Here is a 14,058-nt window from a genome sequence, read left to right on the forward strand (position 1 = left end):
GGCTGCCGCTGGGTGTCGCGGCCGGGCTGGCGGTGCTGCTCGGCGCCGCCGCCGGCTACCTCACGGCACTGGGGACGGCAAGGCTGGACGGCGGTTACCTGGCGCTGGCGACCTGGGCACTGGCCTGGCTGGCCCAGCGCGCCACGGTCGCGTTCCCCGATGTCCTCGGCGGCACCGAGGGAATCACCCGGGCCGTACCGGCGCGGCTGGTGTCGCGCACGCTGGGGATCGAGTTCACGCTCACCGAGTGGATCAACCTGTCCCTGGCCGCCGGCATCTGCGTGCTCACGGTCGCGGCGCTGTACCGGCTCGGCCGCGGGCCGGCGGCCCTGGACCTGGCCGGCCTGCGCGAGTCGCCGGAGCTTGCCGCGTCACTGGGAGTTCCGGTCGCGGCGCGCCGCCGCGCGGTGATCACCGGCACCGCCGCGCTGGGTGCGGTGTCCGGTGCCGGATCAGCCGTGCTGGTCGGGGTGATCTCACCCGCCGACGTCAGCCCGCTGCTGTCCCTGGAGCTGCTGGCGGCGGTGCTCGTCGGCGGAGCAGTCCGGTGGTGGGGACCGGTGCTGGCAGTCGCGGCGCTGGCGGTGCTGCCCACCGGCGCGTCCGCGCTGACCGGTTCGGCCGGTACGCCGTGGCGAGCGATGCTGGCGGCGGTGGTGCTGCTGGCGGCGGTGGCGGTACGGGAACTGTCGCACCGGCGGTTCCCACACCGCACCGGCCGGACACCGCGTCGCCGGCCGGCCACGGCAGGACCGCCGTCCCGGCCGGCCACGGCAGTACCGCCGTCCCGGCCGGCCAGGGACGGCGTGAGCCTGGAACTGGCCCACGCCAGCGTCGGCTACGCCGGAGTGACGGCGCTGGACGAGGTCAGCCTGACGCTGTCCGGCGGCCAGGTACACGCGCTGGTGGGCCCGAACGGCAGCGGAAAGTCCACTGTGCTGGAAGTGCTGGCCGGTGGCCTCGACGCCGGGACGCTCCGGATCGGCGGCAGGCTCCAGCGATCCGGCTCGGTGCCCGGCCGGGTCCGGGCCGGCGTGGTGCGCACGCCGCAGCAGCCGGTCGTGCTCGCCGGGCTCAGCCCGGCGCGGCAGGTGGCGCTGGGCGCTCGCGGTGGCAGGACCTGGCCGCAGGCGGTGGTCCGGCAGCTGTTCGGCACCCCCGGGTCGCGGCGCCAGGCTGCCGAGTTGCAGGCCGTCGTGACCGGCACGCTGGCTGCCCTGGGCCTGGCCCCTCTCGCTGATCTCGACCCGGCGCGGTTGACCACGGGGGAGCGGCAGCTGCTGCAGGTGGCCCGCGCGGTCGCCACCGGGGCGCCTGTACTGCTGTTCGACGAGCCGGCCGCCGGGATGACCGCCGCCGAGCGCGGGCAGCTGCGCGACGTGCTGCGCCGGCTGGCCGACGACGGCGCCGCGGTCCTGGTCGTCGAACACGACCTGCGGCTGGTCTCGGCGGTGGCCGACCGGGTCACCGTGCTGGATGCCGGGCGGGTGCTGGCCACCGGCGAGGCGGTGGCGGTGCACGCCGATCCCGCCGTGCGGCAGGCCTTGCTGGGCGGGCCCTGACGCGACTGGGAGGACCGGCCGGCTCGTCAGGACCGGCGCCACACCACGGTGGCGCAGCCGAGCAGCGCGAGTGCGGCCAGGACCGCGAGGCTGATCGGTACCGGCCGGGGGGTCAGCCGAGCGCGTGCCGGGCCCTCGGAGCGGGCGGCCGCCAGCTGGTAGCGAAACGTCGTGCGGCCCCGGGTTTCCAGTTGCGATCCCAGGTACGGGCTGTAGGCCGACGCCCGCGAGCCGGTCGCCGCGGCCTGCACCAGCAGGTCGAGGGCGGCTCGCCGCTCGGCCGGTGGTGGAGCCGAGCGCGCCCACGCCGACCAGGAGGTGAGCCCGCGTGGCGGGGCGAGGGCAGCCGGGTCCAGCGCCGGGACCGCGGTCAGTTCCAGCGCGACCTTGCCCGGCCGACGGACGCTCACGGCGAACCTCGAGGTGCCCCGCAGCAGCGAGTCGAGCCGGACGGTGCTCAGCTGGCCGGCCGGCCCGTCGGTGCGCACGCTGAGGGCGCCGGAAAGGCGCAGCGGCACCAGCTGGACAGCCTGCCTGGTCGCGTCGCCGGTGACCGGCAGCTGTGCCGGGATGCCGGCCCGGGTGGTCGGCAGCCTGCCGCTTCCGCCGCGGCGGGCCTCGGCGAGCACCCGGTCCAGCGTGCCGGCCAGGAGGCGGGCGTCGGCGTCTGCGGCCGTCGGCAGCGACAGTCGCTGGGCGGTGGTGTTCTCCACGGTGAGTGTCACGGTGCCGGCACCGGGTACCTGCCGGTCGGTGCCCAGCGCGGTCGGGCGGCCTCCGGCGGCGGTGAATGTCAGGCCGATCCGCAGCGGCAGGTGCCGGGACTCGATCTCGGGATCCAACTCGATGCGGGCCGCCAGCTGCCGGCTGCCGGTGGCGAACCCCTGCCAGACGACGTCGCCCAGGGAGAGCACCGGGGCATCGCCACCCGCGGCGGTCGCGGCCCGTGCCGGTCCGGATTCGCGCACGTAGTAGTCACCGGTCCCGGTGATCTGGATCCGCTGCTCGTCGGCGACCCGGGTCACCCGGCCATCGCCGGTCGTCTCCACCTGGACGAGTTCGTCGTTGCTGAGCGGGCCGGGAGCGAGGTAGCCGGGCAACTGGTCCCGGGACGTGCCGAGCGCCTGGAACAGTTCCGAGCCGCCGAGCTGGTCGGCCTGCGGCGTGGGGAGCTCGATGGTGTCGGCATAGCAGGGACCGGCCAGCGTCAGCAGCACCGCAGCGGCCGCTGCGGCGATGCCGACCCGGCGGCTACTGCCGGACGGTGTAGCTGAGGACCAGATAGCCACGGCACAACGGCTTGACCTTGATGTTGACCTCGTGTGGACCCTCGAACTCCGCCTCGGCTTCGAAGCCGGGCTCCTCGTCCGAGCCGGACTTGGTGTATCCCGTGGCGGTGATCTGGCTGGCAGCCGAGTCGCGGACCCGGACCAGGTCAGCGGCCTCACCGGGCAGGATGCCGTTCACCACGCGGGTCTGGCCCTGGTTCACCACCTCCGTCGCGGTCCAGCCGGCAACGGTGGGAAAGCCGGCCGGGAGCTGGCGAGCGAGCTCGGGGTGCGGTGCCGTCCGGTTTCCGCACGCCGCCGCCGAGGCTGTCGCGTCGGCGTCGGTCTCGACCGGTGAGCTCGCGGTGCTGGAACTACCGGTGGCGGGCTCCGGTTCCGCCGTCCCGCCACAGCCGACCAGCGTCAGGGCCACGATCGCCGCCGTACCGAGCGCGCTGAGCCTCATCCAGTCCTCCGTTCCTGTGCTGCCGGGCGTCCCTGCCACGGTACCCAGTCGGCGATCCCGCATGGGCGCGCCGACAGCACCCGAGCGGAGCCGGTGACTCTGGGAGAATGTGCTCCTGATCATCGGGGTCATCGTGGTTCTCGTGCGGCCATCGTCGGTGCGGAAAGGAGAGCTGTGGTCGGCAAGCGGGTGATGTCGGCCGTCCTGCTCTGCGGGCTGTTGTCGGGCACGGCGTGTGAGCGGCACCGCGACGCACCGAGGGACGGTCCGCTGATCGTGGTGTCGGCACCGCTGGCCGACCAGCCCTGGATCGGCCGGTCGGTGGCGCGTGGCGCGGAGCTGGCCGTGGCCCAGCAGGGCACCGTTGCGGGAGTGGCATCGGGCCCGCTCCGGCTGGAGATCCTGGACAACAACGGCTCGCCGAGCGTGGCGGTCGCCAACGCCAGGACCGCCGTTCGCCGGCATGCGGCCGCGCTGATCACCGACGGCACCGGTGCGCTGGCGGTGTCGCAGGTGACCGATGCGGCCTCCCTGCCGGTCTTCGTGGTCTTCGAGGGTGGCGGCTCGTTCGTCGACCCGGTGGCTCACCCGACGATCTTCCGGCTGGCACCGGCGAACAGGTTCATGAGCCGGCGGCTGGCCGATTACCTCGCCGCACGCCATACCTCTGAGATCGCACTGATAAGTGATGACTCCTCCTACGGCCGTGACGGAGCCCGCCAGCTGAGCCAGGACCTGGCGCGGAATGATCTCTCCGTGATGAAACGGATCGTGTTGCCCGCCACGGCCGCCGATGTGAGCGCGCAGGTGCTCTCGGCCCGCCGGGCCGGTGCCAGGGCCCTGGTGGTGTGGGCCGGTGCGGCCACGATCGCCCACGTGATCAGGGCCGCCCGGTCCACCGGCTGGAACGTGGCGCTGTTCCTGAGCCCGACCGGTGAGGATCCGCTGGTGCGCCAGCAACTCGCCGATCATCCCGGCTGGCTCGACGGCGCCACGTTCGTGTCCTTCCGGATCACCAGCGAGCAGGGCCCGGCGCCCTTCGAGCGGTTCCGGGCCGCGTACGAGCAGCGCTACGGTGCTGACCGGGTAGGTGTCATCGCGGCCGGCCGCCCGGTGCTGCAGCCGCCGGACTGGGCGATGTACTCCTACGACGCGGTAGCGCTGATCTCGGCGGCGCTGACCATCACCGCAGGAGCCACCGGCGCGCCGCTCCTAGCCGCGGTGGAAGGTGCTTCGGTGACAGGGGCCAACGGTGACCAGCGTGGTTTCGGCCCGGACGACCGGGAGGGTGTCAGCTCCAGTGACATGTATTTCGGCCGGTTCGCCACGATGCGGTTCGCCGCGGTGACCGACGATGCGCTCTCTACCCAGCTACCCGCTGTCGCCCAGTGACTCCCCCCGATCCTCACGCCTGAATCTGCCAGCGCGTGGTGCAGGCACCGATCGCTGTCAGCTGCAGCACTGCGGGCTTGCCGTTCCGGGTGAACGGCAACCGGCTCTGGTTGGCGCCCACGGTTCCGCGGCCGACCGTGTAGCCGGCCCCCTGCAGCGCCGAGCTGAACCGGATCAGGTTGTCGCGCACGGTTCCCGGGGTGCTGAACGTCACCAGCGTGAAGCCGCTGGCCAGCTGCTGAACACTGTCCAGCCGCGCCTCAGGCGGCCTCGGGAGGTCGCCAGGTATGCCCGCCGGCCAGCTGAAGCCGGGACCGGCCACCGGCCTGCAGGAAGCACTGGCCGAACCGCCTGGATGCGCCGACTGACCGGTGCACCCCGCGAGGGCCCCGCTACCTGCGATGGTGAGCAGGGCAACAGCCGCGACGCCGACCCGGAGCCTCACACCCGGATGGTAACTCGGGCTTCCCACCCTCAGCGGGCTTCGAGGGCCGATCCGGGCGCCGGGAGTCTGAACAGCCGCCTGCGCAGCGCGTCCAGGAGAGGCACCGGCAACATGGCCAGCACCGACAGCATCCGGCCGCCCTTGCCCACGACCACCCTGGCCGGGCTGCGCCGTGCCAGCAGCGCCCGGACCACCGCGTCGGCGATCGCGGTCGGCGGGCTGCCGCCCTTCTCCTGCTTGACGGCCCTGCGAATCATCTCGCTGAACGTGGTGCCGTAGAGCCGCCGGCCCGCTTCGGGCAGGGATTTCACGATCTCGTCGGCATCGCGTTGCAGCTTGTCGGCAGCTTCGGTATGCACCAGCGCGGGAGCGATGATGGTCACACCGATTCCCCAGGGAGCCAGTTCTTGCCGCCAGGAGTGGGCGATCATCGAGAGGGCGGCCTTGCTGCTGGTCAACGGGCCCGCGAAGGGCATCGCCATCCGGTCGCCGATCGAACTGATGAACACGATGCGCCCGGTCGCCTTCCTGAGCAGTGGAAGGAACCGCTGGGTCACCGCCACCTGGCCGGTGACGTTGATCTCCAACTGGGTCCGCAACCTGGCCAGCGGAACGAACTCCAGGGGACCGGCGACACCGACTCCGGCATTGTCGACCAGCGCATCGAGCCCCCGGTCGCCAAGATGCTGGGAGAGCACCCGGACCGCCTCGTCGAGGTGTCCCTCATCGGTGACGTCGACCGTCACGGTGGTCACATGGTTCTCGTCGTAGGCGTCGCCCGCATCGTCTGCGTGATGCAGCCCGGCGAAGACATGCCACCCCTTGCCAACCAGCGCATTCACTGTTGCCCGGCCAATACCGGAGTTTGACCCGGTAACCAGGGCGTGTCTGCGGTTGCACGTGTTCTGGGACATGCGGTAATTCTACCGATGTTGAGTTCTGATGCAACCGCGTGTGGCTGACGTCAGCGTTTCGCCTCCGACTCGTCCCCGGGGTTGCCTAGATGTCCGTGCTGTGCCTATGTTCATCACCTGTTGATTTCATTACTCGATGAGGACCATTTCGTATGAATCCCCAAATCCACAGCGCGGACTGGGTGACAGCGCGCGTGCTCCTCGAACTCGCCCTGGTGACGGCGGCGTGTGTGGTGGCCCGCTGGCTGCTGCGCAAGCGCAACCAGCCTCCGGTGATCGCCGAGATCCTCGCTGGTCTGGCGTTGGGACCCTGCGTGCTCGGGTACCTGCCCGGTGATCTGCCTCGGACGCTATTCCCTGTGGAGACCAGGCCGTTCCTGATGATCCTTGCAAATGTGGGCCTGGTGTTATTCATGTTTGTAGTGGGATTCGAAATCGACGTGCCTGCTCTGCGTGGGCTGCGGGGCAGTGCCACCTCGGTCGCCGCCGCGTCGGTCCTGGTCCCGTTGGCGGTAGGTATGGCGCTCACCTGGTGGATCCGGCCGGTGCCGGCCTCAACCTCAGGCCCAGCTGCGACTCAGCTGGTGCAGGCCCTGTTCATCGGAGTGGCCTTCTCGGCAACGGCCTTCCCCGTGCTTGCCCGGATACTGAACGACACCGGCTTGAAGCGGCTGCATATTCGCGGGCTTGCGTTGAGTGCGGCAGCTGCCGGTGATGTCGTGTCGTGGACCCTGCTTGCCGCGGTGGTCGCCATGACGCGCCGGGCAGGCGGTGCATCGACGGTAATCCTGCTGCTTGAGTTCGTCGGCCTGCTGCTGGCCCTGCGGTATGTCGCCCGGCCGGTCGTAATTGCTGTGTTAAGCAGAAATCGCATTGACCAGGCCGGATCAGCGTTAGCTATGAGTTTGTTATTAGTGGGAATCTTTCTGAGTTCGTGCGCGACCGCCGCGATGCACCTGCACCCGATCTTCGGAGCGTTTGCCTTCGGATTCGCCTGCCCCCGGGACGTGGTCTGCGGAAAGGCTCCCGAGGTCGTGGAAAAGCTCGCCGACGCCAGTAAAATCTTGATGCCGGTCTTCTTCGTGCTGACCGGACTGTCAATGAGCGTCAGGGACTTCGGTGCTCATGACGCGCTGGTGACGGTCCTGGTGATCATTTCGGCGAGTGCTGCCAAAATTCTTAGCGTGTATGCAACGGCTCGGGCATGTAGGCTGTCGTCGCAGGACAGTTGGGGCTTAGGTCTGCTCATGAATACCCGGGGCTTGACCGAGCTCGTCATTCTTGATGTGGGCCGGACTGCTGGGGTGCTCTCTAACCGCATGTTCACAGTCCTGGCTGTGATGGCGATCGGCACGACGCTCATCACCGGTCCGGTGATGGAAAAGATTTACTTCAGCGACACGAATAGATCCGCGTGGTCGAAGAGGTGGCGTGGCAAGCGAGGACAGGTTAAAAGTACCTCTCCCGTAGTTGAGCGCTTGTCTGACACCAGTGCTGGCCTGGGCAACCGCTACGTGGGCGCCTGGCCATTCGGTTCCGCAACTCCGGACAGCTCGCACCACCTCGATGGCGAGTCAGTCGACTCACAGCCGCGAGCCTGACACACCACCGGGAGGCCCGATGTCGGAAGTCCTTCGTCTGGAAGACAACCTAGTTACCCTGGCGCGGTCGCATCCCAGCGCCGCCTGCGAAGCGATCCAGTTCTACGGCAACGAATTGCACGTCGCGCTCTCGGCAGCGGCTGAGTACCTGCACAAGTGGGAGTTGGAACACGGGTACTCCCCACCTGTCGTGGCGCTGCATGACGAGTTCTCCTGGGAGGACGCCGGCCGCGACATCGCCTGGCAGCTGACGGTGATCCTGCGCGACGAGGTCGGCTCCGTGTGAGTTTGTAAGAGGCATTCTTCACGGCGAACCTGATCGGGCTCACACGGGCCTGAGATGGACCCCGATCGACTCGGCCAAGATCGCCTGGACGTCGGCGTTGCGTAAGGACTGGCCCGCTGCTGGGAGCAGCGTGGCCAGAAGCTGGAATCCGAGGAAGGCCGACATCACGATCGCTGACCATTCTTCGCCGTGGTCCGAGCCCAGCTCGTGCGCCACCGGTGTCACGACCTCGCGGTCGAAGGCGGCTAAGACCGTCGACTCGTAGTCAGCGCCGGTGAGGCACGCCGATATCGCGACCCCCGCCACCGGCTCCTCATACAGCGAGCTGACCGCAGCGGCCACCAAGGCCGCGCCAGCCCGCTCGGCACCTTTGCCGGCCACCTCGCCGGCTATCCGGCGGTAGGCCTCGATCAGCTCGGCGTCGGCTCCGATCGCGGCGTGTACCAGGTCGTCCTTGGCCGGGAAGTAATGCCGGACCGTACCTGGATCAACGCCTGCCAGCCGGGCAACCTGCCGGATCGTCATGCTGGGCAGCCCCCGGGCTGCCAGTTCCTGGCGAGCCACCTCGACGATCTGGTCTCGGATGCTCGCTGGTGGCGCCGAAGGGGCGGCCGGGCGAGATCTCGGCACGTCGACTCCTTAATTCGCTGGTCGTTGAGTTGATCATGACACTACCCTGCACGGCGACGATCGGTGGAATCGCTTGCCAGCGACAATTCAGTGTGCGTAGAATTTACTCATCACTCGCTGAATTGGGGTACTGAGATGACCAGATCAACTAGTTCCGAAGCGTCCGCCGGCAGTTTCGGCATCGGTGTCGGGACGCAGCGGCGCTCCGACGCCGGTGCGGAGTCCGGCGGCGAGGCGGTGAAGGGGCGCTGGCTGGTACTGGTCATCACCCTCACCGCGGTGTTCATGCAACTTCTGGACACGACGATCACCACCGTCGCGGTCCCCTCCATCCAGGAGAAGCTGGGAGCAAGCGCGGCTGAGATCCAGTTCGTGCTGGCAGGTTATTCCCTGGCCTTCGCCTGCGCACTGGTGACCGGCGGCCGGCTCGGTGACATCTACGGCCGCAAGAAGATGTTCCTGACGGGCATGGCCGGCTTCACCGTCGTGTCGGCAATCTGCGGAGCGGCGCCCAACCCCACGACGCTGGTCGTCGCGCGGCTGGTCCAGGGCGCATTCTCGGCTCTGATGTTCCCGCAGGTGCTCTCGATCGTTCAGGTCGTCTTTCCCCGCGCCCAGCGCGGCAAGGCGCTGGCGATCTACGGCGCGACCATCGGGCTGGCAACCATCCTGGGGCCGGTCACCGGCGGCTTCCTGATCGCCCTGAACATCGCCAACTCCGACTGGCGCTCCATCTTCTACATCAACATACCGATCGGGTTGCTTGCCCTGGCCTTCGGAGCGGTCCGCATTCCTGAATCCACGGTGCGCAACGCCACCAGGCTGGACCTGCCGGGCGCGTCGCTGGTGACGACCGGGTTGTTCCTGCTGGTGTTCCCACTGGTGATCGGGCGCGATCAGGACTGGCCGATCTGGTCCTTCCTCATGATGGCCGGCGGCGTCCTGGCGCTGGCAGTCTTCGGTGCCTACGAGCACCGGCGGAGCATGGCGGACGCGAGCCCGCTGGTGAACACGGCGCTGTTCAAACAACGCTCGTTCACCCTGGGTTTGCTCGCCTGCATCGTGTTCTTCACCGGCATCCCCTCCTTCTTCTTCATCCTGCTGCTGACGCTGCAGGCGGGGTTCACCTTCAGCGCGGTGGCAGCGGGCGCGGTGACCCTGGGCTTCGCGCTCGCGGTGGCCATCGGCTCGGCCCGGTCCACCGAGGTGGCCAAGCGCCTGGGCGTGCGGGTCCTGGCGCTCGGATGCGCGCTGCTGATCGTCGGCCAGCTGGGAGTGATCGGCACGCTGACCTGGATGGGCACCGATCTGCACGGCTGGTACCTGATCCCCAGCCTGTTCGTCGCCGGCGCCGGCGCCGGCCTGTTCCTGGCCCCGGTGACCAACGTCATCCTGGCCGGGGTGGAGACCGACGATGCCGGTTCGGCCTCGGGATTGCTTGCCACGGCCCAGCAGGTCGGCGCGGCGGTGGGAATCGCGGTGGTGGGTGTCCTCTTCTTCACCTTGCTGGGGAGCAATTCCGCGGCAGCCTCACGCTCGGTGCAGCAGGATCTACGGGCCGAGCTCTCCTCGGCCGGTGTTCCTGCGGCCGCCCAGCAGCAGATCGTCGCCAACTTCGACAGGTGTTTCTCCGACCGGACCCATGCCAAGGATCTCAGCAAGGTTCCGGCCAGCTGTGCCAGCGCACAGTCCGAGTTGACCCGAAGCCCGCTGGCACCGGCGGTCGCCGAGAAGATCAAACATGCCACCACCGAGGTGGCGCTGCCGACCGCCCGCAAGGCGGACTTCAGTTCCACGCTGCGCGACACCCTGTGGTGGCATGTAGGAGCCTTCTTCGTGACGTTGTTGCTGGTAATCCGGCTCCCGCGAGTCAAGCTGCCGCACGATGGCGTGCAGGTGATGGCTGGTTAACAGAAACCGGCCTCCGGCCGCAGGGCACCCGACGGGTGCCCTGCGGTTTTTCTTTGTGCTGTGAGCCTGAACCCGATCGACCCCAGATGCGGGTCGGGTAGCGGCGCAGTCCGATTTACGAGGGTTTCACTTATTTCATAACTTGACGAATTTCCTCCGCGGGCATAAGTTCAACAGGTGATGAAGTCATCACACGGTGACCAACAGCCCGCCCCACCGCGACTTGTTGAACGACCTTCGCTGTGTCCTAAGGAGAAGTTCGGATGGCTTTCGATCTCACTGCCGAGCAACGCAACGGCATGGCCGAACTGGGCGAGCGGATCGGTGCCCGCTTCGGTGAGGTGACCGATGCCGGTGATCGAGCCAACTGGCGCGCTGCCGGTGAGCTGGGCCTGCTGGGCTTGTGCATACCTCAGGAGCACGGCGGCAGCGGCCTGGGGGCCCTGGACACGGCGCTTGCGCTCGAGGCGTTCGGAGCGGCCTGTCCCGACACCGGCTTCGCCTTCGCTGCCTGCGCGCACCTGCTTGCCTGCACGCTGCCGATCGCGACGTTCGGCAACGATCAGCTGCGCAAGGAGATGCTGCCCGACCTCTGCAGCGGCAGGGCGATAGCCGCCAATGCGATGACCGAGGAGGGCGCCGGCTCCGACTCCAGCGCGCTGGACACCCGGGCCGAGCTGGGTGAGGGCGGCTACCGGCTGACCGGCGAGAAGAGCTTTGCCAGCAACGCGCCGGTGGCCGACGTGGTCGTCACCTACGCGGTGACCGATCCGGCGGCCGGCTTCCTCGGGGTCAGCGCCTTCGCCGTTCCCACTGCCCTGGCCGGCGTCAGCCGCGGAGAGCCGTTCGTCAAGATGGGCCTCACCAGCTGTTCGGCGGGAACGGTGTCCTTCGATGCCGTCGAACTGGCAGCTCACCACACGCTGGGCGAGCCCGGCCAGGGCGCGGCGATCTTCCAGCACTCGATGCTGTGGGAGCGTGGCTGCCTGTTCGCCATCTACCTGGGGATGATGCGGCGCCAACTCGAGGCCACCGTGCGCCACACCAGCGAGCGGCGCCAGTTCGGCAAGCGGTTGGCGGACTTCCAGGCCGTCTCGCACCGGGTGGTCGACATGGTGCAGAGGCTGGACAGCGCACGCTTGCTGCTCTACCGCGCGTGCTCGCTGATCGACTCCGGACGACCCGCCGAGTACGCGGTGGCGCAGTCCAAGCTTGCCGTCTCCGAGGCAGCCGTGGCCAACAGCATCGATGCCGTGCAGCTGTTCGGTGGCCGGGGATACCTGCACAGCGGCGGTGTGGAGCAGCAACTGCGCGACAGCATCCCGGCGACGCTGTTCTCCGGGACCTCCGAAATCCAACGCGAACTGATCGCACAAGGAGTGGGACTGTGAGACTTCACGAGTACGTCATCGACTCCGCCCGGCACCGGCCGGACAGCCTGGCCATCGCCTCGGCGGGCCAGCAGCTGAGCTACCGCGAGCTGGATGGCCGGGCGAACGGGCTGGCCACCCGGTTGATCGAGGCAGGCCTGCAGCCCGGCGATCGGGTCGTGCTGTACGCCGACAAGTCAGCTGACACCGTGGTAGCGATGCAGGCCGTGCTGCGGGCCGGAGCGGCCTACGTGCCGGTGGATTCCGGCACTCCGGCGATGCGCGCCGCGACCATCGTGGCCGACTGCGCGCCACGACTGGTGCTGTGCGGAACGGAACCGGGCCGCGAGTTCAGCCAGGCCGCCGGCGAGTCGGGCGCCACCGTGCTGCCCCTGGTCTCAGACAGCGACGCGCAGCCGTGCGACCGGGTCGATGCCCAGCCCGAGCCTCATGAGCTGGCCTACATCCTGTACACCTCAGGTTCAACCGGCACCCCCAAGGGAGTCTGCATCAGCCATCGCAACGCGATGAGCTTCGTGGACTGGGCGGTGCGGGAACTCGACGCCACGCCCGAGGACCGGTTCTCCAATCACGCGCCGTTCGGGTTCGACCTGTCGGTACTGGACCTGTACGGCGCGTTCGCGACCGGTGCGTCCGTGCACCTGGTACCGAAAGCACTCGCATACGCACCGACGGAGCTGGTCGCTTTCCTGGTGGAGAACGACATCAGCATCTGGTACTCGGTTCCCTCCGCGCTGATCCTGATGATGATCGAGGGCGGCCTGCTGCGGCAACCGGCACCCGACCGGCTGCGTGCGGTGCTCTTCGCGGGCGAGCCGTTCCCGATTCCCTTCGTGCGGGAGCTGGCCGGCTGGACCTCGGCAAGGCTGCTCAACCTCTACGGCCCGACCGAAACCAACGTCTGCACCTTCCACGAGGTCCAGCCACCGGATCTGCGGCGGGAGCGGCCGGTGCCGATCGGGCGTGGCTGCAGCGGCGACACGATCGAACTCCTCGACGACGACGGCAGGCTGTCCGCGCCCGGGCAGGAGGGCGAGGTCGTGGTCAGCGGGCCGACGGTGATGCTCGGTTACTGGGGCCGGCCGCCCGTCACGGGAAGCTACCGCACCGGGGATCGCGCTGTTCTTCGGGACGACGGGGCGTTGGACTACGTCGGACGGCGTGACCACATGGTGAAGGTGCGCGGGCACCGCATCGAACTGGGCGACATCGAGTCGGCGCTCGACGCCCATCCCGACATCGAACGCTCCGCTGTCGTGGTTGCCGGTGAAGGGATGGCGGCCTCGCTGGTGGCCTTCGTGGTGCCGGTTGCCGAGGCCACTCCCGGCCTGGTGAGCATCAAGGCGCATCTGGCCTCGCTGCTTCCGACCTCCATGAATGTCGACGTAGTGCACCGGGTGTCAGCGTTGCCTCGCTCCGACAACGGAAAGATCGAGCGCCGGATCCTGCTGGAGATGCATTCCCAGCGGCTCCGCAGCCGGCGCGACGCGGCGTCCCGGCTCCGAGTGCTCAACCACCTCGCGCCGGTGTTGGTAGAGGCAACCGGAAAGGAACTCTCATGACCGCCAAACTCACAATCGACGTCAGCGAGACCGAGAAGCTGGTGGAGAACGGCGACGGCACGGCGGAAGCCCTGGCCGGCAAGCTGAGCGAAGTGTTCCGTACCGAGGTGCCCGGTGCTCTGTGCCGGGTCGACGGCGCGGCCTTCCGCGACGTGATGGCCAGCCTGCCCACCGCGGTGTCGGTGGTGACTGCCATCGACCCGGACGGCGCCCCGCGTGGACTGACGTGCAGCGCGGTGTGCAGCGTGTCCGCCGACCCGCCGCAAGTGCTGGTCTGCATCAACCAGCGCAACGGCAGTCTCGCCGCGATCCGGCACAGCGGTGCCTTCGTGGTGAATGTCCTCGGGTCCACCTCGGCGGGGCTCTCCGACCAGTTCGCTTCCTCGGCGGCGGAGAAGTTCAGCGATGTGGACTGGCGGCCGGCGCCCAACTCAGGACTGCCCGTGCTCGACGGCTCGGCGCATGCCTTCATCGATTGCGAGCTGACCGCCGACATCACCGCGGGCAGCCACTCGATCCTGGTCGGGGCGGTCCAGGCCTGTGGCACCGACATCGACTCGATGCATCCGTTGCTCTACTGGCGGCGGGCATACGGCACCTGGCTGCAGCACGAATCGTGACTTCCCCGCC

At 68.8% G+C, this 14,058-nt stretch carries 13 protein-coding genes; 8 read left to right on the plus strand and 5 right to left on the minus strand.

Annotated features, from left to right (window positions below; translation table 11 throughout):
- The coding region (locus VF542_RS02610) for an ATP-binding cassette domain-containing protein (protein WP_408650151.1) at window positions 1–1,562 on the plus strand (1,562 nt) is incomplete at its 5' end.
- 26 nt (window positions 1,563–1,588) lie between these two features.
- Here the strand turns inward: VF542_RS02610 and VF542_RS02615 are convergent.
- On the minus strand, window positions 1,589–2,851 hold the full coding sequence (locus VF542_RS02615; RefSeq protein WP_408650152.1) for a hypothetical protein: 1,263 nt from the start codon (window positions 2,849–2,851) through the stop codon (window positions 1,589–1,591).
- A complete protein-coding gene (locus VF542_RS02620; RefSeq protein WP_408650153.1) occupies window positions 2,814–3,296 on the minus strand; it encodes a hypothetical protein in 483 nt (160 codons plus the stop codon). The genes VF542_RS02615 and VF542_RS02620 overlap by 38 nt, the downstream gene beginning before the upstream one ends.
- A gap of 174 nt (window positions 3,297–3,470) precedes the next feature.
- Here VF542_RS02620 and VF542_RS02625 point away from each other — a divergent pair, with 174 nt between their 5' ends.
- Complete coding sequence (locus VF542_RS02625) at window positions 3,471–4,688, plus strand: ABC transporter substrate-binding protein (protein WP_408650154.1); 1,218 nt, start codon at window positions 3,471–3,473, stop codon at window positions 4,686–4,688.
- Between the two features lie 13 nt (window positions 4,689–4,701).
- Here the strand turns inward: VF542_RS02625 and VF542_RS02630 are convergent, their stop codons facing one another.
- The gene (locus tag VF542_RS02630; protein ID WP_408650155.1) at window positions 4,702–5,133 is read right to left on the minus strand and encodes a hypothetical protein; all 432 of its coding nucleotides are present in this window, start codon (window positions 5,131–5,133) and stop codon (window positions 4,702–4,704) included.
- Between the two features lie 29 nt (window positions 5,134–5,162).
- Window positions 5,163–6,047 (minus strand): SDR family NAD(P)-dependent oxidoreductase, encoded by an 885-nt coding sequence (locus VF542_RS02635; protein WP_408650156.1) that lies wholly within the window; start codon window positions 6,045–6,047, stop codon window positions 5,163–5,165.
- A 152-nt stretch (window positions 6,048–6,199) separates the two neighbouring features.
- Here VF542_RS02635 and VF542_RS02640 point away from each other — a divergent pair, with 152 nt between their 5' ends.
- The gene (locus VF542_RS02640) at window positions 6,200–7,648 is read left to right on the plus strand and encodes a cation:proton antiporter (protein ID WP_408650157.1); all 1,449 of its coding nucleotides are present in this window, start codon (window positions 6,200–6,202) and stop codon (window positions 7,646–7,648) included.
- Between the two features lie 19 nt (window positions 7,649–7,667).
- Window positions 7,668–7,934 (plus strand): hypothetical protein, encoded by a 267-nt coding sequence (locus VF542_RS02645; protein WP_408650158.1) that lies wholly within the window; start codon window positions 7,668–7,670, stop codon window positions 7,932–7,934.
- Window positions 7,935–7,973: 39 nt separating this feature from the next.
- Here VF542_RS02645 and VF542_RS02650 read toward each other — a convergent pair whose 3' ends face one another.
- Window positions 7,974–8,564 (minus strand): TetR/AcrR family transcriptional regulator, encoded by a 591-nt coding sequence (locus VF542_RS02650; protein WP_408650159.1) that lies wholly within the window; start codon window positions 8,562–8,564, stop codon window positions 7,974–7,976.
- 135 nt (window positions 8,565–8,699) lie between these two features.
- On the opposite strand from VF542_RS02650, the gene VF542_RS02655 reads away from it, so the two are divergent.
- The 4 genes from VF542_RS02655 (at window position 8,700) to VF542_RS02670 (ending at window position 14,048) form a co-directional block, all read left to right on the plus strand.
- Entirely contained in the window at window positions 8,700–10,475 is a 1,776-nt protein-coding gene (locus VF542_RS02655) for an MFS transporter (RefSeq protein WP_408650160.1), read from the plus strand.
- Window positions 10,476–10,738: 263 nt separating this feature from the next.
- On the plus strand, window positions 10,739–11,866 hold the full coding sequence (locus VF542_RS02660) for an acyl-CoA dehydrogenase family protein (protein ID WP_408650161.1): 1,128 nt from the start codon (window positions 10,739–10,741) through the stop codon (window positions 11,864–11,866).
- Entirely contained in the window at window positions 11,863–13,428 is a 1,566-nt protein-coding gene (locus VF542_RS02665) for an amino acid adenylation domain-containing protein (RefSeq protein WP_408650162.1), read from the plus strand. The genes VF542_RS02660 and VF542_RS02665 overlap by 4 nt, the downstream gene beginning before the upstream one ends.
- Entirely contained in the window at window positions 13,425–14,048 is a 624-nt protein-coding gene (locus VF542_RS02670) for a flavin reductase family protein (RefSeq protein ID WP_408650163.1), read from the plus strand. Before VF542_RS02665 ends, VF542_RS02670 begins: the two co-directional genes overlap by 4 nt.
- The last annotated feature ends 10 nt before the right edge of the window (window positions 14,049–14,058 follow it).

Origin of the sequence: Jatrophihabitans sp. (assembly GCF_036389215.1) — a bacterium.
GTDB lineage: Bacteria > Actinomycetota > Actinomycetes > Mycobacteriales > Jatrophihabitantaceae > Jatrophihabitans_A.

Bases quoted from the DNA above. Each gene is read 5' to 3' on its own strand.
- VF542_RS02640 (WP_408650157.1), top strand. From the start codon at position 6,200: ATGAATCCCCAAATCCACAGCGCGGACTGGGTGACAGCGCGCGTGCTC.
- VF542_RS02660 (WP_408650161.1), top strand. From the start codon at position 10,739: ATGGCTTTCGATCTCACTGCCGAGCAACGCAACGGCATGGCCGAACTG.
- VF542_RS02655 (WP_408650160.1), top strand. From the start codon at position 8,700: ATGACCAGATCAACTAGTTCCGAAGCGTCCGCCGGCAGTTTCGGCATC.
- VF542_RS02635 (WP_408650156.1), bottom strand. From the start codon at position 6,047: ATGTCCCAGAACACGTGCAACCGCAGACACGCCCTGGTTACCGGGTCA.
- VF542_RS02645 (WP_408650158.1), top strand. From the start codon at position 7,668: ATGTCGGAAGTCCTTCGTCTGGAAGACAACCTAGTTACCCTGGCGCGG.
- VF542_RS02670 (WP_408650163.1), top strand. From the start codon at position 13,425: ATGACCGCCAAACTCACAATCGACGTCAGCGAGACCGAGAAGCTGGTG.
- VF542_RS02620 (WP_408650153.1), bottom strand. From the start codon at position 3,296: ATGAGGCTCAGCGCGCTCGGTACGGCGGCGATCGTGGCCCTGACGCTG.